Source organism: Granulicatella sp. 572.rep1_STHE, from assembly GCF_001073445.1.
GTDB lineage: Bacteria > Bacillota > Bacilli > Lactobacillales > Aerococcaceae > Granulicatella > Granulicatella adiacens.
Genome location: NZ_JVBO01000012.1, coordinates 48,412 through 73,583, shown reverse-complemented (window position 1 = coordinate 73,583; position 25,172 = coordinate 48,412). Strand labels below are relative to the sequence as shown.

26 protein-coding genes are annotated in these 25,172 nt (G+C 36.5%); 1 reads left to right on the top strand and 25 read right to left on the bottom strand.

Annotation, left to right across the window (positions count from 1 at the left end; all coding sequences use genetic code 11):
* Positions 1-26 precede the first annotated feature (26 nt).
* From ADH99_RS01730 to ADH99_RS01610, 25 genes are all read right to left on the bottom strand, one after another.
* Positions 27-356: a DUF1292 domain-containing protein gene (locus ADH99_RS01730; protein WP_005605104.1), complete on the bottom strand. Its 330-nt coding sequence runs from the start codon at positions 354-356 to the stop codon at positions 27-29.
* A 17-nt stretch (positions 357-373) separates the two neighbouring features.
* Positions 374-799 (bottom strand): Holliday junction resolvase RuvX, encoded by a 426-nt coding sequence (gene ruvX / locus ADH99_RS01725; protein ID WP_049554702.1) that lies wholly within the window; start codon positions 797-799, stop codon positions 374-376.
* A gap of 1 nt (position 800) precedes the next feature.
* Positions 801-1,067 carry an IreB family regulatory phosphoprotein gene (locus tag ADH99_RS01720; protein ID WP_005605102.1) on the bottom strand — a complete coding sequence of 89 codons (267 nt, stop codon included), beginning with the start codon at positions 1,065-1,067 and terminating at the stop codon, positions 801-803.
* 168 nt (positions 1,068-1,235) lie between these two features.
* A complete protein-coding gene (gene alaS, locus ADH99_RS01715; RefSeq protein ID WP_049554703.1) occupies positions 1,236-3,878 on the bottom strand; it encodes an alanine--tRNA ligase in 2,643 nt (880 codons plus the stop codon).
* A 266-nt stretch (positions 3,879-4,144) separates the two neighbouring features.
* Positions 4,145-5,836: a cache domain-containing sensor histidine kinase gene (locus ADH99_RS01710; protein WP_049554704.1), complete on the bottom strand. Its 1,692-nt coding sequence runs from the start codon at positions 5,834-5,836 to the stop codon at positions 4,145-4,147.
* Entirely contained in the window at positions 5,833-6,579 is a 747-nt protein-coding gene (locus tag ADH99_RS01705; RefSeq protein ID WP_049554705.1) for a response regulator transcription factor, read from the bottom strand. The genes ADH99_RS01710 and ADH99_RS01705 overlap by 4 nt, the downstream gene beginning before the upstream one ends.
* 122 nt (positions 6,580-6,701) lie before the next feature.
* Entirely contained in the window at positions 6,702-7,817 is a 1,116-nt protein-coding gene (msrB, locus tag ADH99_RS01700; RefSeq protein ID WP_049554706.1) for a peptide-methionine (R)-S-oxide reductase MsrB, read from the bottom strand.
* Between the two features lie 16 nt (positions 7,818-7,833).
* Complete coding sequence (locus tag ADH99_RS01695; RefSeq protein WP_049554707.1) at positions 7,834-8,445, bottom strand: redoxin family protein; 612 nt, start codon at positions 8,443-8,445, stop codon at positions 7,834-7,836.
* Positions 8,446-8,463: 18 nt separating this feature from the next.
* Positions 8,464-9,156, bottom strand: a complete 693-nt coding sequence (locus ADH99_RS01690) for a cytochrome c biogenesis CcdA family protein (RefSeq protein WP_049554708.1) — start codon at positions 9,154-9,156, stop codon at positions 8,464-8,466.
* 154 nt (positions 9,157-9,310) lie between these two features.
* A complete protein-coding gene (locus tag ADH99_RS01685) occupies positions 9,311-11,032 on the bottom strand; it encodes a septation ring formation regulator EzrA (protein WP_049554709.1) in 1,722 nt (573 codons plus the stop codon).
* A gap of 170 nt (positions 11,033-11,202) precedes the next feature.
* Complete coding sequence (gene pepV / locus ADH99_RS01680) at positions 11,203-12,612, bottom strand: dipeptidase PepV (RefSeq protein WP_049554710.1); 1,410 nt, start codon at positions 12,610-12,612, stop codon at positions 11,203-11,205.
* Between the two features lie 124 nt (positions 12,613-12,736).
* Positions 12,737-13,453, bottom strand: a complete 717-nt coding sequence (locus tag ADH99_RS01675; protein ID WP_049554711.1) for a pseudouridine synthase — start codon at positions 13,451-13,453, stop codon at positions 12,737-12,739.
* Positions 13,453-15,123 (bottom strand): putative polysaccharide biosynthesis protein, encoded by a 1,671-nt coding sequence (locus ADH99_RS01670; RefSeq protein WP_065427294.1) that lies wholly within the window; start codon positions 15,121-15,123, stop codon positions 13,453-13,455. The genes ADH99_RS01675 and ADH99_RS01670 overlap by 1 nt, the downstream gene beginning before the upstream one ends.
* Before the next feature lie 153 nt (positions 15,124-15,276).
* Complete coding sequence (gene recA / locus ADH99_RS01665; RefSeq protein WP_048712013.1) at positions 15,277-16,323, bottom strand: recombinase RecA; 1,047 nt, start codon at positions 16,321-16,323, stop codon at positions 15,277-15,279.
* An 85-nt stretch (positions 16,324-16,408) separates the two neighbouring features.
* Positions 16,409-17,662 carry a competence/damage-inducible protein A gene (locus ADH99_RS01660; protein WP_049554713.1) on the bottom strand — a complete coding sequence of 418 codons (1,254 nt, stop codon included), beginning with the start codon at positions 17,660-17,662 and terminating at the stop codon, positions 16,409-16,411.
* A gap of 72 nt (positions 17,663-17,734) precedes the next feature.
* Positions 17,735-18,328, bottom strand: coding sequence for a CDP-diacylglycerol--glycerol-3-phosphate 3-phosphatidyltransferase (pgsA, locus tag ADH99_RS01655; RefSeq protein WP_039848732.1), 594 nt, complete (start codon positions 18,326-18,328; stop codon positions 17,735-17,737).
* A gap of 10 nt (positions 18,329-18,338) precedes the next feature.
* Positions 18,339-19,184 (bottom strand): helix-turn-helix domain-containing protein, encoded by an 846-nt coding sequence (locus ADH99_RS01650; RefSeq protein ID WP_244266360.1) that lies wholly within the window; start codon positions 19,182-19,184, stop codon positions 18,339-18,341.
* A gap of 86 nt (positions 19,185-19,270) precedes the next feature.
* Positions 19,271-19,621 (bottom strand): hypothetical protein, encoded by a 351-nt coding sequence (locus ADH99_RS01645; RefSeq protein ID WP_049554715.1) that lies wholly within the window; start codon positions 19,619-19,621, stop codon positions 19,271-19,273.
* The gene (locus ADH99_RS01640) at positions 19,608-20,120 is read right to left on the bottom strand and encodes a type II secretion system protein (protein WP_049554716.1); all 513 of its coding nucleotides are present in this window, start codon (positions 20,118-20,120) and stop codon (positions 19,608-19,610) included. The genes ADH99_RS01645 and ADH99_RS01640 overlap by 14 nt, the downstream gene beginning before the upstream one ends.
* The gene (locus ADH99_RS01635) at positions 20,080-20,445 is read right to left on the bottom strand and encodes a hypothetical protein (protein ID WP_049554717.1); all 366 of its coding nucleotides are present in this window, start codon (positions 20,443-20,445) and stop codon (positions 20,080-20,082) included. Before ADH99_RS01635 ends, ADH99_RS01640 begins: the two co-directional genes overlap by 41 nt.
* Positions 20,423-20,851, bottom strand: coding sequence for a competence type IV pilus minor pilin ComGD (gene comGD / locus ADH99_RS01630; protein ID WP_049554718.1), 429 nt, complete (start codon positions 20,849-20,851; stop codon positions 20,423-20,425). The genes ADH99_RS01635 and comGD overlap by 23 nt, the downstream gene beginning before the upstream one ends.
* A 2-nt stretch (positions 20,852-20,853) precedes the next feature.
* Positions 20,854-21,159, bottom strand: coding sequence for a competence type IV pilus major pilin ComGC (gene comGC / locus ADH99_RS01625; RefSeq protein WP_065427295.1), 306 nt, complete (start codon positions 21,157-21,159; stop codon positions 20,854-20,856).
* A gap of 1 nt (position 21,160) precedes the next feature.
* On the bottom strand, positions 21,161-22,147 hold the full coding sequence (gene comGB / locus ADH99_RS01620; RefSeq protein ID WP_160313159.1) for a competence type IV pilus assembly protein ComGB: 987 nt from the start codon (positions 22,145-22,147) through the stop codon (positions 21,161-21,163).
* A 31-nt stretch (positions 22,148-22,178) separates the two neighbouring features.
* On the bottom strand, positions 22,179-23,249 hold the full coding sequence (gene comGA / locus ADH99_RS01615; RefSeq protein WP_049554720.1) for a competence type IV pilus ATPase ComGA: 1,071 nt from the start codon (positions 23,247-23,249) through the stop codon (positions 22,179-22,181).
* A 106-nt stretch (positions 23,250-23,355) separates the two neighbouring features.
* Positions 23,356-23,838 (bottom strand): VanZ family protein, encoded by a 483-nt coding sequence (locus tag ADH99_RS01610; protein ID WP_049554721.1) that lies wholly within the window; start codon positions 23,836-23,838, stop codon positions 23,356-23,358.
* A gap of 179 nt (positions 23,839-24,017) precedes the next feature.
* On the opposite strand from ADH99_RS01610, the gene ADH99_RS01605 reads away from it, so the two are divergent.
* The coding region (locus tag ADH99_RS01605; RefSeq protein ID WP_049555918.1) for a hypothetical protein at positions 24,018-25,172 on the top strand (1,155 nt) is incomplete at its 3' end.

Genomic DNA, 25,172 nt, shown 5'->3' with positions numbered 1-25,172 from the left:
CCAAGGTTACCCTTGGTCTTTTGTGATTATAAATCTTCTTCTGCTAAGAATGTGTTTAATACTTCTTCAATCATATCCCATTCAGCTTCTGTTTCGATTGGGTTTAATTGACCTTCAGTACCATCTTCAGCTTCTACATATGAAAATGCTTGTAATTCTACTTCTTCACCTTCAGGAATTCCTGCTGGATAGCATAAAACATATGATTTATTGTAATCTTCTGATTCAAAAGTAAATAATACTTCGTGTAAAATTTCGTTTCCTTCTTCGTCAACGATTGTAATATGTTCGTGACCTTCATGTCCTTCTAAGTGATCATGTTCATGATCGTGTTCGTGATGTGAATGTTCTGTCATTTTCTTTCCTCTTTCTTTTATTGATTTCCATTTAAATCTAAATAGTTTTGTAAAATCATGACTGCTGCGAGCATATCAATGACTTGCTTTCTTTTTTTTCTTGAAACATTTCCTTCTTCTACAAGCATCCTTTCAGCTTGCATCGTAGTAAGGCGCTCATCATGAAAAACAATGGGAATTTGGAGTCTTTTCTCTAGACTTGCTCCATATCTTCGAGAAGCCTCTACTCTTGGCCCTTCCGTATTATTCATGTTCTTTGGTAGACCAATGACGATTTTTTCAACGCCATACTCTTCCACTAACTCGACAACACGTTTAAAGCCAAATTCAGAAGCATTTTCATTTATCGGAATCGTTTCAACTCCTTGAGCAGTCCATCCCATTAAATCACTAACGGCGACGCCCACAGTTTTACTTCCGACATCTAAGCCCATCAATCTCATATTAGGCATCTCTTCCTGTAGAACGAATATAATGTCTAATGAGTTCTTCCAAAATCTCATCTCTTTCGTGACGACGGATTAAATTTCGCGCATCTTTATGTCTAGGAATATACGCTGGATCGCCAGACAATAAATATCCTACAATTTGATTGATTGAACTATATCCTTTTTCATTCAACGCATCATACACGATAGTTAAAGTTTCTTGAACGCTTTTTTCATCCTTTTCATTAAACTTAAATAGGACTGTTTCATCTATTGAACTCATACTGACACCTCATTTCAATATATATGCTTATTTTACAGGATTTTCAGTAAAACTACAATCGATACTTACCGATTCTTAAACTTTTAGAAAGCCTTTCCTTTGCTATCACAATAAAAACCTTCCTTAAAACTCATTCATAAGCTTAAGGAAGGTTTCCAAATTTTGGCCTTATTTAGCTAAATATTCTTTAAGCAATTCGAATGCTTGTGGAATACCTGCAGGGTTCTTACCACCTGCTTGAGCCATATCAGGACGGCCTCCGCCTCCACCTTGAATAGCTGGAGCAATCGCCTTAATGATATCGCCTGCTTTTAATCCTTTTGCATTAGCATCTTTAGATACGGCTACTAAAAGATTGGCTTTATCCGCAGAAGCAGTACCTACTACGAAGATATCACTCGCACCTTTTTGTCTCCAAGTATCTGCTAATTGACGTAATTCATCCATTTCTTTATTTTCTAGAGAAACGGTAATGAATGAAGTTCCGTTCACCTCTTCTACATTGTTGAAGACATCCGCGACTTCAGCTTTCATGATTTTAGCTTTTAGCTTCGCAATTTCGCTATTTGCTTCTTTCAATTCTTGACCTAAAGTAGCCACGCGTTCTACAACAGTATCTAATTGGATTGCTTTGACTTCAGCAGCCACTTGTTTTAATAAGTTTTCGTGATGGCTTAATAAGTCAAAGGCTTCTTTACTTGTAACAGCTTCAATACGACGAACACCGGCACCGATACCAGATTCAGAAACAATCTTGAACAATCCGATTTCTTGAGTGTTTCCAACGTGGATACCACCACAAAGTTCGATTGACCAGTCGCCAATGTTTACCATACGAACTAATTTACCGTATTTTTCACCAAAGAGTGCCATTGCCCCACGGCTTTTCGCATCTTCTAGTGTAGTTTCAATCGTAACCACTTCTAACCCAGCCCAGATTTTCTCATTTACAATACGTTCCATTTCAGCTAATTCTTCAGAAGTAACTTGTCCGAAGTGACTGAAGTCGAAACGTAAACCAGTTGGTGTTACAAGAGAACCAGCTTGGTTTGCGTGAGTTCCTAGAACATCTTTTAATGCTTGGTGTAATAAGTGAGTTGCTGTGTGGTTTTTAATGATTTTCGCACGTTCAGAAGCATCAACCACTAATGTGTAAGTTGCGTTTACTTGTAAGTCGCCTAACACTTCAACTGTGTGTAATGGTTGTCCGTTAGGAGCTTTCTTCACTTGTAAGACATTCGCTACAACGGTACCGTTTGCATCTTGGATTGTACCGTGGTCTGCTAATTGTCCACCCATTTCAGCGTAGAAAGGTGTACGGTCGAATACTAATTGAGCATGAGCATCTTTATGTGCAGATTCAACTAATTCATCATCCACAACAATCGCTTTTAACACGCCTTCTTCAGTTGTTGAAGCATATCCAACGAATTCACTCTCTACAGTGATATCACGTAATACTGCAGATTGTACGTTCATTGATGTTTCTGTATTACGAGCAGCACGCGCACGATCTTTTTGCGCTTGCATTTCTGCTTGGAAGCCTTCTTCATCGACTGTGAACCCATTGTCGCTAGCGTATTCTAATGTTAATTCATATGGGAATCCGTAAGTGTCATATAGTTTGAACGCATTTTCGCCAGAAAGTGTTGTTTCATTAGAAGCTTTCATATCGGCAAAAATAGTTTCTAAGATTGCTAAACCATCGTGAATTGTTTCTTGGAAACGATTTTCTTCGTTTGCAATCACTTTTTGGATGAATTCCATATTTTCAGTAACTTCAGGATAGTAGCTGTGCATAATTTGAGCAACAGTTGGAACTAATTTAGTTAAGAATGAACCTTGAATTCCCAAACGTTGTCCGTGCATTACAGAACGACGGATTAAACGACGGATGATATATCCACGACCTTCGTTTGAAGGAAGCGCGCCATCCCCAATCGCAAAGCTTACTGCACGAATGTGGTCAGCGATTACTTTGAATGAAACATCTAATTCCTTAGAGTCATTGTATTTCTTACCAGCGCTTAAGCTTTCTAATTGCTTAATAATTGGCATAAATAAGTCTGTTTCGAAGTTTGTTGGTGTGTCTTGGATAACAGAAACTACACGTTCAAGACCCATCCCCGTATCGACGTTCTTATGTGGTAATGGTGGATAAGTTCCGTCTGGCATATGGTTGAATTGAGAGAATACTAAGTTCCAAATTTCTAAGTAACGTTCGTTTTCTCCACCAGGATAGTTTTCTGGATCATCTTCTGCTAAGTTATTATATTTTTCTCCACGGTCGTAGAAAATCTCAGTATCCGGACCGCATGGACCTGCACCGATATCCCAGAAGTTATCTTCTACTGGAATGATGTGATCTTCAGGAAGACCAACTTTATCCATCCACAATGCTTTTGTTTCTGGATCTTTTGGATAATAAGTTACGTATAGGCGGTCTGGATCAAGACCTAACCATTTTTCACTTGTTAAGAATTCCCATGCCCATGGAATTACTTCTTCTTTGAAGTAATCTCCAATTGAGAAGTTCCCCATCATTTCGAATAATGTATGGTGACGAGCTGTGTGTCCTACGTTTTCAATATCGTTTGTACGAATACTCTTTTGAGCATTGGTAATACGTGGAACTTCTGGTGTTTCTGTTCCATCGAAGTATTTTTTAAGAGTGGCAACCCCTGAGTTAATCCATAATAATGTTGGATCGTTTACAGGAATTAAGCTCGCACTTGGATGCACCTTATGTCCTTTTTCTTGGAAGAAATCAAGGTACATTTGACGAATTTCGCTACTTGATAATTTTTTCATCTTCATTCTCCTTCATTTTGTAAATAAAAAAACTGCTCCATTGCTGCAAGGGCGTCCTACCGCGGTACCACCTTGCTTACAATGAAACAGCTGTTCATTCATCTCTAATTCCGATAACGCTGGAAGGGCGTTTGTATTTCTACAAAGTTTTCAATCGGGAGCACGATTTTGATGGCTATTTTCACCAGACAAGCCTCTCTAATAGGTAAAATCTCAATCCGACTGCTTACCTTTAGAAGTATACGAAAAGCGTCTAGTTTTGTCAACTATTGCAAGTCTTGTTGCCTTTTTATCAGAATGCGTAAATAGACTTTTGTATACTCATTTGGTTTTGAGTCAATCGTCATCGTAAATGCTTCCCCAAAAAATAGTTTCAATCGTTCAGTGACATTCTTAATTCCAATACCACCAAGCTGTTTTGATGAAGTTTCTTTCCCACTCATTCCGACGCCATTATCGGCAATGCAAATTTCAATCCATTCATCAATCTTTAGAAGTGTAATATCAATTTGCCCTGGTCTATCGATTTCTTTAATTCCATGATAGATTGCATTTTCTACGAGAGGCTGAATAACAATTTTTGGAATCATAATCGGAGGAATTTCTTCTGAAAAATCGATTCGATAATTTAACTTATCGCCATATCTTTCCTTTTGAATAAATAAATATTGTCGTACATGCTCTATTTCTTGTTGTAATGTTACTAATTCATTTCCCGCATTCAGCGAAAGTCTAAAATAATTAGAGAGTGCTTTTGTAATTTCTACTACTTTTTTATGGTCTTGAAATTCAGCCATCCAAATAATAGTCTCCAAAGTATTATATAGAAAATGCGGATTAATTTGACTCGTTAATGCCTTTAATTCATAAACTCTGGTCAGTGCTTCTTGTTCCTTTTCATCCTGCATGAGTTTTTCAATTTTTTCTAACATTTGATTGAAACTAGCAGCCAACACTTGGAATTCCTGCGCACCGTTCTCCTGTGCTCGAATCGTAGTGTCTCCCTCTTCAACTTTCTTCATGACCTGGCCTAATTGTTTTACAGGAAGCAGTTGATAACGCATCAGAGCATAAATTCCAAACATACAAATCATTAAACTAACAATCCCAACAGCACTCACAATCGCAAGCAATTTGAACGACGTCTCTTTAAAACTACTAAACGAGCTTACCCCAACTAAGACCCAATCACCGTTTCCAATGGTACTCTTATGAACAAAGTAATCTTCAGAAACCATCGAATCCATCGGACTATTGGAGATATCTTGAACAGACATTTGTTTTTCTACCGACTCGAACACTTCAGAATCCGGATGATAAATAATTGTGCCATCTTTTTCAATGACAAAAGCATATCCATTTGTTCCTAAAGAAAGTTCTTTAACATACTTTTCTAATTCTTGATAATCTACATCTAAACGAATCACACCAAGATGTTGTCCATCTTCTCCTTTTATTTCCTGACTAATAGAAATAACAACTTGATTACTATTATTCTTCGTCGATTTGATAATAGGCGTGTTTGATTTTAGGATAGCTTCTTTATACCATTCTTGCGCCATCATATCTGTAGATGTTACCATCTCTTCGTCCATGCCAGTCTTTAAAATTCTACCATCCTTTGTCACAAACAGGATGGCTATAAAGTCTGGATGACTCTTTAAAATAGTATCAAACAACTGATGAATTGTATCCTTGTTGTTTGCATGGTCGTTTTGGGCATAGGTTTGAATTTCTTTTGATTGCGCTAATGCTATTGAGGTTGATTTTAAATTACTAACATATTGCTCAATATATTTTGCACTCGTATCTATCTCATGAATCGTATGCTCTTCCACTTCTCTATGAAACAGTTCACTACTTTGAACCCAATAGAAGCTACCAATGATGACTACAAGTACACATAGCATTAAACTCAGATATCCAAATAAACGTGTTGCTAAAGACTTTTTTCTCATACATTAGCTCCGTTTCTAAATTTTTTTGGAGTAACTCCCACTATTGATTTGAATCGGTAGGAAAAATAATTCATATCTTCAATCCCTACGGCTTCTGCTATCTCATAAATTTTCATATCGGTAGATAATAAAAGTCTTTTCGCCATTTGAATGCGCTGCTCTGTTACATATTCTTGGAAAGACTTACCAAGTTCTTTCTTTATAAGCATACTTAAATAATTCGAACTAAATCCTAATTGTTTTGCCAGTTCTACTAGAGATAATTCCGGATTAGATAATTTCTCTAAAATCAATTTCTCAAAGTGAACAGATTCAGATTGACTGGTATTCTTACTGGCTAATTCTAATAGTCTTCTTTGTTTTTCTTCTTCATTCAATTTTGAGACAACTTTTATAAGCAAGGATTCAATTTCTGTTTTGGTAACAGGCTTTAGAATATAATCATCGACCCCTAATTTAACTGCTGATAGCAAGTAATCCACATAATCATATCCTGTTAAAAAGATAATTCTTAATTGTGGAAATTCAGCTCTTGCTAATTGAGCCAAAGTAATTCCATCCATTTTTGGCATATTAATATCCGTCATCAAAATATCTGGCGCCTGCTCTTGAATCATTGCTATCGCCTGTTCCCCATTTTCGGCCTCTAGAACGCCTGATATCCCCAAACTTTCAAAATCAACAAGAGAAGCAATCCCTTTTCGGATAACCGGTTCATCTTCTACAATCAAGATTGAATACATAAAATCCCCTCCTGTTTCCATTATACTCTTTCATAAAACTTTTTCGAGTGAGTTTTGCATAAAAAATGCTTTAAAAGAGAGAAATTCCCATCATTAACCCCTCTCCTCTAAAGCATCTATTTCTATTTAACAAAGTCTTTCAAATAACCATATCCTTTAGAATCCATTTCATCCAGAGGAATAAACTTAATGGAAGCACTATTAATACAGAATCGTAGTCCGCCTTTATCACTAGGGCCATCTTCAAACACGTGGCCTAAATGAGAATTTGCAATACGACTTCTTACCTCAACTCGTTTCATATTAAAACTATTATCTTCATGATAAGTAACTACTTCTGAAGAGATTGGTTTCGTGAAACTTGGCCATCCACATCCAGAATCAAATTTGTCTCGTGAAGAAAATAGTGGTTCTCCTGTCGCTACATCTACATAGATTCCTTTTTCATGATTATTCCAATATTGATTTGAAAATGCTAATTCTGTACGATTTTCTCTAGTTACAGCATATTGTTCCTTTGTCAATGTTTTCTTTAAAGTCTCCTCATCAGGAAGTGGATACATATTCGCATCAATAACTGGATCATTTGCTTTTTTCACATCAATGTGACAATATCCATTTGGATGTTTCTTTAAGTAATCTTGATGGTAGTCTTCAGCAACTACGAAATGGCGTAGTTTTTCCGTTTCAACTGCTAATTTTTTTCCTAATTGTTCTTCTTTTTCTTTCATGACCTCCTGTATAATCTTACTATCGGCTTCATCTGTATAATAAATTCCTGTACGATATTGGCGGCCTACATCATTTCCTTGTTTATTCACTGAAAAAGGATCAATCACTCTAAAGTAATAGAATAATAATTCTCTTAGGGAAACTTTATCCGCATCATAAGTTACATGAATTGTCTCAGCATGGTCTGTACTATGAATAAGTTGATAATTGGTTGTTTCTACATTCCCATTGGCGTAACCACTAACAACATCAATTACCCCATTAATTCTTGAAAAATATTCCTCAAGCCCCCAAAAGCAGCCTCCTGCCAAATAAATTTCTTTCATATTTGTTGCCTCCTTTTTGGTATTGGATTTGTTTTCTTCTTTTTCAATCAGATTCGTGACCTTTTTTGAAATCGATTCTGATTCAGAAGAACTGACTACTGTATTGCCTTTACCAAAATACAAAGCTCCCGCTAATAAAATAATGAAGGCAAAGACTGAAATCATTAGTTTTTTATCCATTCTGCTTTCTCCTCTTCTAGAGTGTTTCTAAAGTCTTCACGATATCTTCATTCGTTACGTGACCTGGTTGAACTCTTACCACTTTCCCATTTGCATCAATAAAAGCTGAAGATGGGTACCCAACGATTCCTAATTTTTTTAAAAACTGGCCATTATTATCTACTAAAACTGGAAGTGTTTTATAGTCCAACCCAGAAAACCATTCTTTAAAGTCGTCTAAATTTTTTTCACGATTCACACCTGGTGCAATAACAGTCAGAACGACTGCATCTTTGGGAGGCATGTCCGCTAATTGATTAATATCAGCAAGTCCAGCTAAACAGATTGGACACCATGAAGCCCAAAACTTCAAATAAACTTTTTTCCCTTTATAATCTGCTAGTGAAACTTCTTTCCCATCTAATGTTGTAAAGGTAGACTGTGTCATATCGTCCATTTCTCCCATCTTTTTGTCCATTTTTTCATCTTTTGAACTCATGTTATCCATTTTATCCATTTTTTCACCACTCATAGAGCTCATCATTTCAGTGGTTTCTTTCATGTCTTTTGTATCCATACCCATTTGTGAATTTTGACAAGCTCCTAAAAGCAATGTACTAAATAATGCAATCATCAATTTTGTTTTCATTTTCATTCCTCCTAATTTTTAATGGAAAACTTGTGACAGTTGAGAAAAGATAATTGATGCTCCCATAATAACAATCACGAGTCCTCCGATTTTTTTTAGTAATAATAATCGTTTTTTTGCAAGGTTAAACCATTTAAACGCTACGGTTGAAGCAGCTGATAAGATTAAAAACGGAATGGCTAAACCTAATATATATAAGCAAAGTAAGAAAATCCCATAGGTGATACTGGCTTGTTGAGTGGAGATAAGCGTTAAGACGGCACTTAGTACTGGTCCCACACAAGGTGTCCATCCGAAGCTGAAACTGAGTCCTAATAAGTAACTACTCCATAGCGATTTTTTATCTTTTACTTCAAACTGAACTGTTTTTTGTTTTTGTAAAAATAGTAGATGGAACAGTTCCATTTGGTGCAAGCCTAATAGCACAATCATGACTCCCAGTGTGATATTAAACCAAGGATTGTAAATCAGACTTCCTAATGCAGTTGCCGCAAATCCTAAGAAGAAAAAGACTGTTGAAATGCCAGCAATAAAGATGACTGTGCGAATCATTGGCTTCCAATATATCTCTAATCTCCCAATCTTCAGGCGAGGTCCGTCCTGTTCACTCATTAAAACACCAAAATAGACTGGAAACAGCGGTAGCACGCATGGAGAAAAAAACGAGAATAAGCCTGCTAAAAATACGCTCCCCCATAATACAAAATCCATAAAATCCCTCCTTCATTTGTAACTTTAGTATACTTCTGGAAGAATATTAAAAATATAGATTTTCCACACATAAAACTTGATTATGATACGATGATTCAAAAAAATACAAAAAAGCCACGTGAGCTTTCACTCACGTGGCTTAATCATTTATCTATTAGAAGAATAAACTATTATTCTTTTCTGATTGATAGTTTTGACGGACACGGTTACCAGCACCTGGTTCTACTTGTTCTAACGCTGACTCAATAATTTGTAATGATTCATCGTATTTGAATGTGTGGTTGAATAGGTCAAGTGCACGACCAATTGCAGTTTCGATTTCAGGATGTGATAAACGATAACGGTTGGCATGTTGTATCATATACTCCGTTAATTGAGCGTTGTCCACAATTTGCTCTGTAAGGATATCTAATTTTTCAACATCCTCTTCAATCACATTATTTGCAGCATTAATTTCACTCATATCTAACTTCACACGATTCATCTTTTGCCATAATTGCTCAATACGATTGCTTGTTGCAAAGAACAATTCTAAGTATTCTTTTGGAAGACCTGGTAAGTGGTACTTCTCAATCGTACGTTTCATATTACGTAAGTCTAATTCGAAGACATCTAATCCGTCACGAATCGCTTTTTCTTGGCTACGTAAATCAGATAAAGTATTTACTAAATCCGTTTGATCTTCATCAATACTATTTAATTTATCAAGGACGAGTTCGTAATGTTCTTTAACAACTGAGTAAGGCACTTGATGATTTTCCATCGCCTTGCTGTAGTATTGAATAGCTTCTTGTTCTTTTTCTAATTGTTCAGCAAATTCTTGAACACGAACAAACTCATTATTCGATAAAATATAATTTTGTGATACACGATCAACCTCGATATTCACATAACGGTTGCTTTGTAATACTTGGTTCAATCGTTTTTCAACTTGCGCTTTGTTTCGGTATACAAATTCACGTGCTTCAATTTCCGCTTCCATCACATCGTAAAGTTGATCGATTTCACGAGCCACTTTATCTAATTGTTGACGAGCTTCCTCTAATTCTGTAGCAGCAATATGGTTACGGGCCACTTGAATCGTTTTTTCAATGCTCTCAATTTCATCAGGAATAGAAATCTTCGAGAATTGATAATGCTCTTCAACCATTCTCTTGTAGCCTTGTTTTAAATCTTCTACTTGCTCATTATAGACAGTATCGATTTCTTTTAAGAGTTGAGGAACTTGTTCCACGATGGATTCAAATTCTTTCATCTCTTTCTCAATACGTCCAAGTACTTCCTTAGCTTCTAAGTGGTCTCCTTCATTTGTTAAAGTATTAAACTTCGCGAAGTCTAACTCTAAGTATGCTAAACGTTTTTCTAAAGTCTCTAAGGCTTCTCCAAATGAAAAGCTATGTGCTAATAAATCTTTTCTCATTGAAGCATAGCGTTCTTGTAATAAATCTAACTCAGCTCTATTTTGCTTCTCACTATCTAATAATTTTTGTAATGCTGAATAAATTTTATCAACTTCCGCTTTTGTTTCTTCAATTAAGTTCTCAGCTTGTTGAGTAACTTGTCTCCCCTTAAAGAAGTTTAATTTTTGAATATATTGTTCTGCGCTTACTAGAGCAGCTTCAATTTCAGGAAATCTAAAACGTGTGATTGTTTGCCAAGTCGCTTGCCATGTTTCGTATGTTCTCTTTGTTTGACCTGTTAGATTTAGATTCTTCAAAGTATAGAAAGTATCCGCAATTGGCACTGCCATTAATTTATCTTTTTTCTCAGATAATTCCTCAATCACTTTATTTTGTTTTCTTGTTAAATAGATTGCTGTTCCATATAATGCAGCACCTAGTACTACAATCAGCACTAGAAAGATTATAAATCCCATGCTTTAGCCTCCAAAAATGAATAATTTACAGTTTTCACACATAATATCATTAGTAGTATAGCACGTTTTACAAACGAATAGCAAAGAACTTTTAAGAAATCACGGGATTTTTTGTAATTCTAATGCAAAAAGAAAAGGTGGATGAAAATCATCCACCTTTCCCAAAAATTTTACTTAATTAATTCGTAAATCGCTTCTGCATAAATCGCTGTAGATCTGAATAAATCCTCTAAAGCGAAGAATTCATTTGCTTGGTGCATTGTATCGATTGAGTCTGGGAATAGCGCTCCATACGCTACACCACGTTCGAAGATACGTCCGTATGTACCACCACCGATTGATTGTTCATGTGCAGGTAATCCCGTTTGACGGTGATATACCTCTAATAAGGTTGACACTAACTCATCTTCTGGAGATACATAGTGAGGCACTTGTGCTTTACCGTGAGCAACTGTGAAGCCATATCCTGAAGCAACTACTTCTGTCTTAATTTCAAGACCTTCAGCAGTGACCCCTAGTGGATAACGGAAGTTTACTACAGCTACCCCACCTAATTCTGGAGTATAAGTGAAGATTCCGGCATTAGCTGTTAATGGTCCCATCACTTCATGGTTATAAGCCACTTTTAAGTTTTTACCTTCTGTATCTTCATGTAATACTTCAGCGGCAAATGCTAAATATTTCTTCGCATTGCCTTTGAAGTTAAATTGGTTTAAGAATTTCGCTAAGTGTGTTCCGGCGTTGATACCTTTATCCGGAGTTGAACCGTGCGCTGATTTACCAACCACATCAAGAACTACTTTCCCGTCCAAAACTTGAGCAGTTCCTTCAATAGGATTTGCAGCAACATATGCAAAGAAGCGGTCCACCACTTCGTTTTCATTTGGCACAATAATTTCCGCATGCGCATCTTGAGGAACCATGTTTTCACGTAAGCCTGCATCGAAGCTTAGTAATTGGTAATCCCCTTCTGATGCTTCACCTGGAATATCATAGTGTAATGACAGAATTCCTTTTTCCCCGTTAATAATTGGGAATGTTGCATCTGGCGAGAAACCAAAATCTGGCATTTCTTCTGTTTGGAAGTAACGATCCATACATTTCCAACCGGATTCTTCGTCTGTTCCGATAATGAAACGAACACGTCTAGAAACTGGTAATCCTAATTCCTTAATGATTTTTAGCGCGTAATAAGCTGCCATACTTGGTCCTTTATCATCACTTGATCCACGTGCATAAATACGATCATTGATGATTTGTGGTTCAAACGGATCTGTCTCCCATCCTGTCCCCACTGGAACAACGTCCACGTGACCTAAAACTCCAAGAGTTTCTTTAAAGTCAGGATTTGGTGCAAATTCGATATGCCCTGCTAAGTTACCAACTTGTTTTGTTGTGAAACCATCACGTTCACCGATTGCCAAGAAAGCTTCTAGTGCTTCTTTAGGCCCAGGACCTACAGGCGCTTCCTCTGTCGCTTTTAAATCATCACGTACACTGTCAATACGTAATAATGTAAATAAATCTTTTAATAAATCTTCTTTACGAAGTTCTACTTCTTTTTTCCAATCAATTGTCATCCAATCGCTCCAATCTCTATCAAGTAGATTCAATAGTCTTATCTTACCATTTTTACAAAGCGATGAAAAGCGGTTAAACACTTTCTAAAACAAATAAAAGCTTAGGATTTCTCCTAAGCTTTCATTATTCATTGTTCATTAATAATTGTAGTTCTTCTTCAGTTAATGGTCTGCTCTCTCCTAACGCGAGACGCTCATCTAGCTTGAGTGGCCCCATCGTGAGTCGCTCTAAATCTACAACGGTTTTCCCACAAGCTTTGACCATTCGTTTCACCTGATGGAATTTTCCCTCTTTCAGGTGAATCTGAACAACCGATTCATCCTGCGTCGTTGAAAGAATATCCAAACGTGCAGGCATGCACTCCGTCCCATCCGATAACACAATGCCCCTCTCAAAAGCAGCGGCATCTTCAGGAGTCATCAACCCTTCGACTCTTGCTTGATAGATTTTTGTGACGTGTTTCTTCGGCGAAAGAAGACGGTGTGCCAATTCTCCATCATTTGTCAAAAGTAATAATCCGTGTGTATCGATATCCAAACGACCTACCGGAAAAACCCCTTTTTTAAAATAGAGCGGATCGATTAAATCCAGAACCGTTTTATGAAGATTATCTTCTGTGGCACTGACGACTCCTTTAGGTTTATTCATCATAATATAGACAAATTCTTCATACTGAATCTTTTCACCATCGAATAAAATCACATCCGTTTCAGGATTCACTTGAACTTTCCCATTCGTTACGACTTTCCCATTAACGGTAATTCGTTTTGCCTTTAATAAAGATTTGACCTCGGAACGAGTTCCAAGGCCACAATCTGCTAAACATTTATCTAATCTCATTATTTCATCCTCAATTTACGACGAATGCCACCGACACGAGCGCCAAGCATTTCATCTGCTAATCGATTCTTCAGCGTAATCAGTCCGTATGTCGCTACTCCGACAAGACCAACTACAGCAACTGCAATTAAAGCACGTACTTTTCCACCAATTGGCATGACTTGTTTAATTGCAAATAATGTAATCGCAGAAGTCACGCCCATTGTAAAAGACGCAAGAAGCACTTGGCCAAATTTCTTCAATACGTAATTCAAATCGAATCGAGTCAATCGAAGAACGTGGCGACACATATACAGTGTAGCTACAAAGAACGCAACGGAACTCGCAATTAACGGACCTGCTCCGCCAAGGAAGTACATCATCATTGGTTGCCATAGCAATTTAATAATCACTGTAAATCCTAAAGCTTTAATGGCGATGATATGTTGCTCCATCGATTGTAAGATGTATGTGAACGTTACAAATAATCCTAAGAACACACACATAACGCATGAGACGATTAATAAATACGTTCCAGTTGGGTCTGGTGAATAGAACACATTATAAATTGGTTCCGATACAATCGCCATCCCGACAGAAGCTGGAATCATAATATACGCAAATAATCCAAGGTTATTCGCTATGACGCGTTTAACTTCTTCACGATCATTCACAGAATAATGTGCCGCAAGCAGTGGCAGTGCCGCTGTCGAAATACTCATCGCTAGCGAAATCACGATCATAATAATTTTATTCGCATTAAATCCAAATAAGGTGATGAGTTCTTTTCCTTCTTCAAAAGAATAAGTTGTAAAGATTGGCACAAAACGTTGGAAGGTTTCTTGGTCAATCAAACTGATGATTTGAATACTTGAAGTCACTAATACGAAAGGTAACGCCTCCCGCATTACTTCCAGAATAATCTTCCAGAAACTTAATGGACGTTCAGGACGACCCTCTTCCATTAATTCCATCATGCCTTTATGGTCGCGTAACATCTTATAAGCTAAGTATAAGAACGCAATGACCGCTCCGACAAAGGCCGCAAATGTAGAATGTGCTACAGCGATCACGAATCCACCGTTGATAACACGCATCACAAAATACGTTAATCCTAACATATACAAGATACGCACTACTTGTTCCCATAATTGAGATTTCGCAGAAGCAGCCATTTCGTTGTACCCTTGATAGTATCCACGCATTAAGCTAAGCGGTGGAATAATGAGTACCGCAGGCGTTAACGAACGGATGACCAAAATACTATCAGCAATCTCTTCAGGAGTAGCTCCTTTTGCAAAAAGTGGCGCTGCAAAATACATTCCTGCCGCAAATACAAACCCTAAGAACGTCATAAAGAGCATCGTTCCTTTGAACAATCGCCAGCTCGTTTTATAATCTCTTCTCGCTTGGTTATCCGCTACGATTTTAGAAATCGCCACTGGAATCCCTGCTGTTGATATTTGTAGTACTAATGCATAAATATTATAGGCGATAAAATATAAGTAATTCGCATTATCCCTATCTGCACCCATCCACATTCCCCAAGGAATGATATAAAGAGCTCCAAGTAATCTTGAGACGATATTCCCAATCGTTAACCAAGATGAACTTTCCAAGAGAATTTGTTGCGAATTCTTCTGATTTCGAATTTTATCACTTAGGCCTACATAAGGCTTTCTTTTAAACATATATTGATAAATCCTCTTTCTTAAATTATACCAACCATAAGAGTACATTATTTTAAAGTAAATTGCTAGCATTCTTATGAAACCTTAAGCAGTTACTAAACTTTGCATAAAAAAGAACCGAGCCCTTTAGCCCGATTCTTTCTATTGATTTGATTAGTCTAATAAACTTGTTTGTCCTTCTTCTTCCACTTCAACAGGAGCTGCTACTCCAATGCCATAGTGAGCACGAACTTTTTGGTTCAAGTCGGCAACGACTTCTGGATGGTCTGCCAAGTATGCTTTTGCATTCTCACGACCTTGACCAATCTTCTCGTCGTTATAAGCGTACCATGCACCACTCTTCTTCACGAAGTCAAGGTCTGCAGCCATATCGAGTAATTCCCCAAGTTGAGAAATCCCTTCTCCGTACATGATATCCACAACAGCTGTTTTAAATGGTGGAGCCACTTTGTTTTTAACAACTTTGATTTTAGTTTGGTTCCCTAAGATTTCAGTACCTTGTTTGATTTGATCAGCACGACGTACTTCTAAACGAACTGTCGCGTAGAATTTTAACGCACGTCCACCAGGTGTTGTCTCAGGATTTCCGAACATAACGCCTACTTTTTCACGGATTTGGTTGATAAAGATTGCGATTGTTTTTGTTTTGTTAATAGAACCTGATAACTTACGTAGTGCTTGAGACATTAAACGAGCTTGCAGACCTACGTGTGATTGTCCCATGTCGCCATCGATTTCGGCACGTGGAACTAACGCAGCAACTGAGTCAACGATCACAATGTCAACGGCTCCTGATGATACTAACGCATCTGCAATTCCTAATCCTTGTTCCCCTGTATCTGGTTGAGATAATAGTAATTCATCAATGTTTACGCCTAAAGCTTTTGCGTATTCTGGATCTAGAGCATGCTCAGCATCGATAAACGCTGCTACTCCACCACGTTTTTGAACTTCTGCAACCGCATGAAGTGCAACAGTTGTTTTACCTGATGATTCTGGTCCGTATACTTCGATGATACGTCCACGTGGGAACCCACCTACGCCTAATGCGATATCTAATGCAAGAGACCCTGAAGATACTGTTTGGATTTGTGTATCTACTTTTTCTCCTAATTTCATTACGGCACCTTTACCGTAGCTCTTTTCAATTTTCTTTAACGCATCTTCCAATGCTCTTTGACGATTTTCATTTTCTGCCATGTTTTAATTCCTCCACGAATTTTAAGTCAAACATATTGTACACTATGTTCTATTCTATGCGCAAGCAATATGCGAACATTTGTTCTTATTTTGTTCGAACTTGTTTTAAAAAATATTTTCTGAGTAAATTCCATCCATGTTGTACTGCGAATTCACGATTATCGTTACGATTACGTGCAAGGTGTAATTCAAGAACTTCTACGTCTGATTGAGAAGCTAATGCGACGAAAATCGTTCCGACTTCTTTTCCTTCCATTTCACTTGGCCCTGCAACTCCCGTAAATGAAATGCCTAAATCACTTTGATAATGGAGTCTTGCTTGTTCCGCCATGGCCTTGGCACATTCTGCACTAACCATTCCGTATTGATCCAGCAAGGTACTATCGATTCCTAGTTGCGTTTCTTTCGCTTCTCTTTGATAAGCGACTGTTCCTCCTTGGAAGTAGGATGAGCTTCCTTCAAAGGCAACGACACTTGCTGCAAACAATCCACCCGTTAAACTTTCAGCGCAAGCAATCGTAAGACCTGATTCTTTTAGTAAATCAACAGTGACTTCTTGTAATGTATTGTGGTCCCCGTATCCATAGAAAAATTCTCCTACTTGCGATTGGATAAGTAGTTCCATTCCATCAAGAAGATCTCTGCACTCTTCTTCTGTTTCACCATTGGCCGTTAAACGAAGCATTACTTCAAATTTACCAGCATATGGTGCAATCGTCGGATTTGTTTGTTCTTCAATTAGATTTTCTAAAATGGTTACTAAGCGTGATTCTCCAATTCCAAAGAAGCGTAAGTAACGTGATTCAAATAAATCCACTTTGCCCACTTTCTTACGTAAGAAAGGCAACACTTCTTTTTGCATCATCATTTTCAATTCATTTGGTGGTCCAGGTAAAACAATGAATTGTCGGCCATCTTTTTCAAAACCGCACCCTACTGCAAGTCCGTTATGATTTTTAAAAACCGTTCCACCTTCAAAGGCTAATGCCTGTCTACGATTATTTTCACTCATATCCCTATGAGAACGCACATGAAACTCAATCACTTTTTGAAGAGCTTTTTTATCTTCAACTAGGGGCACTTCTAAAAAGCGCGCCAATACTTGCTTGGTAATATCATCTGTTGTTGGCCCAAGTCCGCCAGAGAGAATAATCAAATCACTTCTTGAAGCAGCCAATTCAATCGCTTCAACCATTCTTTCTTCATTATCGCCAACTACTTGTTGATAGTAAGTTGGAATCGAATTTTTCGCCAATTCTTGAGCTAAATACGCGCTATTCGTATTTACAATTTGACCCATAAGTAGTTCAGTTCCGACTGCTATAATTTCCGCATTCATTTTTTCGCCTTCCTTACACTCTTTTTCGTAAAAATATAAAGCCCAAAACAATAATGTTTCAGGCTTCATTTGTTATTCTGTTTTAGTAAATGAATCCGCAAATACATGTCGATTCTTTACAAAATAATCCAAACCTGAATAGATTGTAAATACTAAACAACTATATAATAAGATTTGTCCAATTGGAACGCCAATTGGCTTAAAGAACAAATCATCCGTCAACAGAAAAATAATCGCCAACATTTGAGTAGCAGTTTTCACTTTTCCTGGCCATGCTGCAGCCATAACTTCTCCGTCGCTTACTAATAATAGTCGTAGACCAGTTACTGCTAATTCACGACAGACAATGATACTAACCACCCATGCTGGGGCTAAATGAAAAGAAACAAGCATGATGAAAGCCGTCATCACTAACATTTTATCTGCTAAAGGATCTGCAAACTTCCCAAAGTTTGTTACTAATTTGTATTTGCGTGCTAAATAGCCATCAAGATAATCTGTAAAACTAGCTACCGCGAAAATAATCATTGCCAAGAAGTGTACAACATTAATTTGTGAACCTAAAAGATTCATCGTACCGAACGCTTCACTTGGCAAACTCATGAGAACGATAAATACCGGGATCATGAAAATTCTCATTACGGTTAATTTATTTGGTAAATTCACTGAGTTTCTCCTATTGTACTGTAATATAAATTCTATTTGCAGTTGAACCTTCTGGAATTTTTAGTTCAACTCCTCCAACGGTAATCGTTCCTAAAGGTGTATAACCAAAATCCATTCGAATGGTAGTTGTTCCTTCTGGAATAGAACCAGAAACTGTTTGCCCAGTACTTGGTACTCCATCAGCGACAACTGTTCCATCTGCAGAGATTTGAGCCCAAAGATCGGTTCTTGCTTGGTTCAACACTTTAACCTCTAGAGGGAATTTACTTACTTGAGCAGTATAGTATAAAGCATTCCCATTCGCGTATGAGTAATTGACACTAGTAACTTCGGGAGCTTTTGTTGTTGTAGTAGCAACCGTGGTTTCTTGTACAGCACTTTGCTGAGTCGTTACTTGTGTGGTAACCTGATTATTTCTTTGACTACGAGTGTTTAAAACCGCTTGTCCAATTGCAAAAATAATCGCTACTATGAACATTCCCAATAAAATTGTAGGGAAATAATTCTTTAAAGTATCTGATATTGAAGACCATTTACTCTTATTCTTATTTAAACGTGTACGATTACTTGTTACTGAAGCCGAAATAGCTGTAGAAGTCGTTGTTTTAACAGTTGCTTGTGGAATTTCTGATGCATGTTCTTCTAATAAAGCTGCACCGTCTAAACCAACTGTGTCCGCAATCTGTTTAATGAACGCACGTGTATAAAAAGCACCTGGCATCAAGTCAAAATCATTATCTTCAATTGCAATTAAATAACGTTTTTGAATTTTTGTAATTTGTTGCAAGTCATCAAGAGTGTATCCTTTTAATTGCCTTGCACTTTTTAAAATTTCTCCGATTGTTTGTGTCATCATTTCACCATCTTTTCATTTTCTCATTGAAAAGTATACCATATCTTGAAAATGAAAAAAACAAAAGAAGTTGCTATCTAGCGTTTGGTTTATTTTACAAACTGAATAATTAGTGTATCTTCTTTCGTGTGGCCATTTGGAAGGTATGCCTTTAATATAAATTGATGTGCTTTCTCGTTCCATTCTACCCTCACTGTGCCATTAGAAAATTGAATATTATCCGGAAAAGTCATTTCATCCCCTTTAAAAGAAAGCCTTTGACGCACTGTTTGACTCGCCATCTCGAGCAATAAATCCATTCGATACCCATCTTCTAGAAGGCGATATTCAAGAGTGTTATGGGCATGAATTTTTAATAGAGCAATGATGAGGAAACTAGCAATAGCAAGGAGTGCTAAAAACTGAAAAAGTAATGTTCCTTTTCTTTTAGGGTTTATCATTTTTCTTTTCCTTTACCTCTTTCACTTTGATGTAAATAACACGATTCTTTGGTGCAAAATTTAATCGAAAAGTATTCCCTTGATTCAGAGTTGGTGACATAAGTAATCTGTTACCATTTCTTTGAATGGATAAGGAGCGAATGCCGTAGAGAAATGGTTGGTGTCCTCCACTTCCTCCTGATCCTTTATAAATTTTCCCTCCGTCCCTCCAACTAGAAACTAATGTAATCACCTCTGTTTTCTCAGATGTCATGTTTTCAAAATATGCAATATAAGGATTGTAGCCGTTAAATGACTTCAGTCTATATCCAGCATAATTATAATTCATCTGTTGTACTGCTACATGCCATTTAATATCATCAGGAACATTGAGTCGATCTTTGATTTTTAAAAACGCTGTGCACAGTCCCATAAATGCCACTAAACTAATAGAGATAATGACAAGAGCCAAGAGGTGTTCAATGAGAAGAAATCCGGACCTTTTTCTCGGTAATTGCATTGATGTGGAACACCTCCTTATGTTCTCCACAAGATACTGTTACTATTGTTGGCGAGCCTGTTGAATTTAGCTTTTCTAGTGTAACTTTTTTCATCTTTTGAAACTCTTCATTTGGTAATTTATCTATAGCTATAGGATAAGTAGCGCTAGCTTGTAAATCCATTAGCTGTGTCGATGCTGCATCCAAAAAGCATCCTTTTAGTTGTTGCCGGCGGTACAGTTGCCCTACCGTAAAACTAATTAAGGAGACAATAACCGATAAAACCATCAGCCCTATTAACGCTTCCAGCAATACATATCCTCTACTTGTCGGTAATTTCAACATGATACTTAGCCTCCCCTAATTGAAAAACATAAGTGTATCTGCGATTCTGGCCATCAAAAGTCACGGATGAGAACTGACTAACATTCCCACTATAAGGTTTGAAACTATACGTTTGAATTGAATAACTCTTCATTGTATCTGGAAAACGAATCTTCTTATCCAATTCTCTAGCTCCATGACAATTTAATTCCACTAGGCCACCCGAAACTGTCACAAATGAACCTTTGCCCGTTGAAATAGCTGTAATCTGTGCTGTATCCATCACTTGCTCAAACTCTCTAAGAAATACTTCTTCCTTCCAATTTACATAGGAACGACTAATCAAAGGTGGTGTCAGTATAAGTAAAAAGCAAGCAATGCCAAGCGCAATTAAGCATTCAACGAGTGTAAATGCTCTTTTCTTCATAATTATTGAGCATCAGGCGTGATAAGCTTAGGATCTACCTTTTTATAAGCTTCCATTTGTTTTTGATCAATATACTTTTTGTTAAGCAATTCTTCTACCGTCGGAACTTCTTTTGTATTATTTTGCAGCATATACGATTGTTGTTGAGTCTTGACTACATTCACAATTGCTTCGTCAGCTTTCTCTTGTGCAGTCTTTCTTTGTTGCGCAATATTCGGAATAATCAGTAGCATCATCAAGCCAATAATAAAAAGACACACGAGCAATTCGATTAATGTGAAACCTTTTTTCTTTGTTTTCATTTTCATTTTAATTTCCTCCAATCATTGTTAATGTCGGTAGTAATAAGATGAGATACATGGAAACGATGAGAAACCCAATTCCCATCAGGAGTATCGGTTGTATCCATTTGATTTTCTTTTCGATTCCTTTGGAAAATTCTTCAAGCATTTGATCTGCGTATACCTTTAGTTGAACATCCAACTGTCTAGTCTTCTCTCCTTCTAATACAAGCCAAATAAATTCTTTTCGAAATAGTCCTATTTTCTCAAGCGCACCCGAGAAAGATTCTCCTCGGACTAGTTCTTGTTCAATTTTTTCAGCAAGAATTTTTGAAAGGTTACTCGTTCCGTCCTTCTTCATTTCCGTAACCATAGTTAGAAGAGATTGCCCATTCCCTAAAAAATAAGAAAATTCTCTTGCATACAAAAAAGTGACATATTGTTGAACACTCTGTCCAACAATCGGGAAATGAATCAGACTTAGAAATTGATGATACGAATCCTTTTGTTTCCAAAAAGAATAAATAAGAAAAGAGAGAATCATTCCAACCCCAAGAATAACGAGTGAAATTTGCGGTAAATTTTGGAACCCTAGCCATATCCAATATAGAAATCCACTCTGCTTTAATTGTTCCTCTTGAATCATACTTCCTAATTGATCGAGTAATAATACTCGGATACAAAGAATCATCCCAATCACAAAGATAAAAAGAAAGGCTGGATAAATCATTGTTTGATGCATTTTTTTCTTTTGCTTTAGCTTACGGATTAAAAAATCTCCAATAGAATCACAAGCTGTCTCGAAGCTTCCAAATTGCATCGATAAATAAATTTGAGAAGTATGAGTTTCTGAAAAGCCAACCTCTCTTAAACATTGATCAAACCGATGTCCTTCACTCAACAATTTTCTCATCTGTTCTATCTGACTTTTCTGTGCATCAAATAAATACTCTAAAAATTTTAAGGATTCGTCTAAACTAAACCCTTCTTGCAATAAATGAGACAATTGAAGCATGAATCTAGCTTGTATGTCCTCTTTCCATTTCTTAGATAATTTGATAGGTTTCGTAAGTTTTTTCAGTAATATATCCCAATGCATAAGCCTTTCTTAGCACCTTATTAAAAGGATGAATCCTTTCTTCGTCTCTTTCGAACTGATTCTTGTTTAAAAAGTTCGAAATGTTACGATTCGTTTCAATTTCAAAAACCGTTCCTCTTTTTTCTCCGTTCGCTAAGTGATTACAATAAATTTGGCATTCTTGCTGACACAGAGCGCAGTATCTTGGAAGTAAACGCTGTGAACAAATTGCAATAATCGTTTGTTCTAACATCGTCTTACTAACTCCAAGTTCTATTAGTCTAGAGATGACACCATTACAATCTTTAGCATGCACCGTCGCTAAAATTAGATGACCTGTTAAGGCAGCTCGAATAGCCATCTTTGCGGTCATTTCATCTCTAATTTCCCCAATGAGAAGAATATCTGGATGATGTCTTAAACAGCTTTTAATTAAAAGTTCATAAGTAATCCCAGCTTTTTCATTAATTTCCGTTTGAAGAAACATAGGTTCATGATATTCGACTGGATCTTCCATTGTAATGACCTGTAACGTCTTTTCATTCATTCTTCCTCTAAGTAAGGAATACATCGTACTTGTTTTTCCAGAACTAACAGGACCCGAAAATAGAATTAATCCACTTTTATATCTCAGAAACTGTTCTAATAATCTCCAATCCTTTGGAAAGTAGGTTGTCGATTGGATAGAAGCATTCTCTTTTTTGGAACGATGTAACAGTCTAATGACCATTGATTCTTTTTGCTTAAAATTGGTAATAATAGATAATCGTAACTCAATGCTTTGATGAACTGAGAATTCAAAAGTCAGTGACCCACTTTGAGGTCGTCTTCTCTCCCCAACATCCATCCCAGCTTGGTATTTCAAATATGAAATAAACTGTTCAGCGATTTTCGTTGAAACTTTCCTTAGTTCTTTTAAACCATTAACATCTCTTAGATAAAATACATACTCCTCTCCAATGGGCAATAAATGAATATCATCCAACTGGTGGGAAATGGCTTGTTTAAAGATTTCCTCGGCTAATTCATTCATTTCCATATCTCTTCCTCCACTCTTTGACTAGTCATAATGAGCTATGAAAAATGAAATGAAAAAGCCCTTCAAAATAAAAAAACGTTGAAGAAAATCTTCAACGTTTTTCTCTCTATTTAATTTTTTTCAAAGTTCCTAAACCGACCCCAAACATCGCACCTAATGCATCAATAAACACATCTTGAATCAAAGGAGTTCTTCCAGGTGTGATTCCTTGATGGAATTCATCAGTAATTGCGTATAAAACGGTTATAAAGAAAGCTAGAAATTGAGGGAATCCTTTCTTTCGAACATGAACACTTAATCCTCTTGTCCATTGGTAGCCAATGAAAAAGTAAGCTAAAAAATGGGTTATTTTACGAATAAAAAATTCAACGAATTGAGCATAGCCTAACGAAGGAATACTAATCGTTTGTCCCGCATATTCAAACTTAATCTTTGAAAGCAATTCTGAAAATGGTTGAGAGGGCAATCCTTTTTGAATCGTCGCTACTAAGGATTGATCTTTGTAGGACATACTAGAACTAACAAATATTAGAACCATCACTGCGATTGCTAAAGTAATTGCAATTGTTCCTTTAGTTTTTTTAGACATAAAACCTCTCCTTCTCTTAAACTTTCTCCATTATGAAAGACACTCTCCTTGAAGTCAAGTTAATTTTAAAAATCTTAAATTCGACAAATATTAACTAAAAAATAGATAAATATTCATATTGACGCCCAAAAATGAAAACGTTACAATAAAATAAAAACCGTTTTAGGGAGGGTCATACAATGGAACGTTATACGCAGGATTTAAGTTTGTTAGTGAAACAAATTGAATTGCTTGAGGAGCAACAACAAAAACATTATTTTTTCTATAATTTATTTTCTCCAGATCCTAATCCTTATAATAAGGCATTTGAAGAAATTATTGAGTATTTAATTTGTTCTAGTGAAGCTACTTTTTTAATCCATCATTTTGAAGATTTTTCTCATACTCTTTCTATCCAGCAACAAAAGCAGTTTCAAAAATTGAATGACTATTATCTACGCCATCAGTTTTCTACTCACTGTTTTCATAAGCCTTATTCTGAAGCTTTGTACACATTAACCGCACTGTGGATTAAAGGACTTCGTGGAGAAAGCATCATTAATTTATTCCCTCACCTCAATCTTCTAAGAGAATTTTTCCATTTAAAATATCAAAAACAATTAAACATGAATGAAGTCAAATATATGGATGTTCTCAAATCCATATATGGAGTAGAACTTACTGAATTTTATTATCAGCATATTAAAGAAAGTAAAGCTTCATTTTTACGTTTATATAGAGATTATATAGAAACCTTTCCAAGCGAATACATTCCAATTCAACATTTACATTTGAGTAAAGAGGAAACGATGTCTGTGTTATACGATATTATCCGTATTGCACAATCCGTTATCTCGAAACAAAGCATCCTTATTAATTTTGGTCCAAATCCTTTCCCAACCATCTACCAAAATGAAGAGACGATTTATCTTAATCTAGGAATATTTACAGACTTTGTAAGTGCACTAAACCAATGTCTAAAATTACTAGGTGAAGTTTTTATATTAGATTATAATCATTCAGCAATAACAGATGATAAAAGTGAAGCAGAACAAAGATTTATGAAACACTCTATCATTGGCTTTTGTACACTTCTCCCCTTATTAACAGATAGTCTTACAAAAGTAATCGTCAACAAAATTTCCCCAGAAAAAAACGGGGATCCTGTCTTTCTTGAAAAGATTCATGAAGAACTGACTTTCCATTACTTTAAAACAAACAAAATCAATAATAGTATCGAAAGTTATCAACCCCTCCAAGAAATGCTAAAATATTTCATCGAACTAGAAATTGAAGAAGAATGGTTTGATAAAAAATTTGATTCCCTCGATTTATCTCATCAATGGAATTTGCGC

Bases quoted from the DNA above. Each gene is read 5' to 3' on its own strand.
- ADH99_RS01640 (WP_049554716.1), bottom strand. From the start codon at position 20,120: ATGCAATTACCGAGAAAAAGGTCCGGATTTCTTCTCATTGAACACCTC.
- ADH99_RS01710 (WP_049554704.1), bottom strand. From the start codon at position 5,836: ATGAGAAAAAAGTCTTTAGCAACACGTTTATTTGGATATCTGAGTTTA.
- ADH99_RS01650 (WP_244266360.1), bottom strand. From the start codon at position 19,184: ATGATGACACAAACAATCGGAGAAATTTTAAAAAGTGCAAGGCAATTA.
- recA (WP_048712013.1), bottom strand. From the start codon at position 16,323: ATGGCAGAAAATGAAAATCGTCAAAGAGCATTGGAAGATGCGTTAAAG.
- ADH99_RS01705 (WP_049554705.1), bottom strand. From the start codon at position 6,579: ATGTATTCAATCTTGATTGTAGAAGATGAACCGGTTATCCGAAAAGGG.
- pepV (WP_049554710.1), bottom strand. From the start codon at position 12,612: ATGACAATTGATTGGAAAAAAGAAGTAGAACTTCGTAAAGAAGATTTA.
- ADH99_RS01695 (WP_049554707.1), bottom strand. From the start codon at position 8,445: ATGAAAACAAAATTGATGATTGCATTATTTAGTACATTGCTTTTAGGA.
- ADH99_RS01610 (WP_049554721.1), bottom strand. From the start codon at position 23,838: ATGTCTAAAAAAACTAAAGGAACAATTGCAATTACTTTAGCAATCGCA.
- ADH99_RS01645 (WP_049554715.1), bottom strand. From the start codon at position 19,621: ATGATAAACCCTAAAAGAAAAGGAACATTACTTTTTCAGTTTTTAGCA.
- msrB (WP_049554706.1), bottom strand. From the start codon at position 7,817: ATGGATAAAAAACTAATGATTTCAGTCTTTGCCTTCATTATTTTATTA.
- comGA (WP_049554720.1), bottom strand. From the start codon at position 23,249: ATGGAAATGAATGAATTAGCCGAGGAAATCTTTAAACAAGCCATTTCC.
- ADH99_RS01670 (WP_065427294.1), bottom strand. From the start codon at position 15,123: ATGTTTAAAAGAAAGCCTTATGTAGGCCTAAGTGATAAAATTCGAAAT.
- comGD (WP_049554718.1), bottom strand. From the start codon at position 20,851: ATGAAGAAAAGAGCATTTACACTCGTTGAATGCTTAATTGCGCTTGGC.
- ADH99_RS01685 (WP_049554709.1), bottom strand. From the start codon at position 11,032: ATGGGATTTATAATCTTTCTAGTGCTGATTGTAGTACTAGGTGCTGCA.
- alaS (WP_049554703.1), bottom strand. From the start codon at position 3,878: ATGAAAAAATTATCAAGTAGCGAAATTCGTCAAATGTACCTTGATTTC.
- comGB (WP_160313159.1), bottom strand. From the start codon at position 22,147: ATGCTTCAATTGTCTCATTTATTGCAAGAAGGGTTTAGTTTAGACGAA.
- ADH99_RS01720 (WP_005605102.1), bottom strand. From the start codon at position 1,067: ATGAGTTCAATAGATGAAACAGTCCTATTTAAGTTTAATGAAAAGGAT.
- ADH99_RS01690 (WP_049554708.1), bottom strand. From the start codon at position 9,156: ATGGATTTTGTATTATGGGGGAGCGTATTTTTAGCAGGCTTATTCTCG.
- ADH99_RS01635 (WP_049554717.1), bottom strand. From the start codon at position 20,445: ATGTTGAAATTACCGACAAGTAGAGGATATGTATTGCTGGAAGCGTTA.
- ADH99_RS01675 (WP_049554711.1), bottom strand. From the start codon at position 13,453: ATGAGATTAGATAAATGTTTAGCAGATTGTGGCCTTGGAACTCGTTCC.
- comGC (WP_065427295.1), bottom strand. From the start codon at position 21,159: ATGAAAATGAAAACAAAGAAAAAAGGTTTCACATTAATCGAATTGCTC.
- ruvX (WP_049554702.1), bottom strand. From the start codon at position 799: ATGAGATTGATGGGCTTAGATGTCGGAAGTAAAACTGTGGGCGTCGCC.
- ADH99_RS01660 (WP_049554713.1), bottom strand. From the start codon at position 17,662: ATGAATGCGGAAATTATAGCAGTCGGAACTGAACTACTTATGGGTCAA.
- ADH99_RS01730 (WP_005605104.1), bottom strand. From the start codon at position 356: ATGACAGAACATTCACATCACGAACACGATCATGAACATGATCACTTA.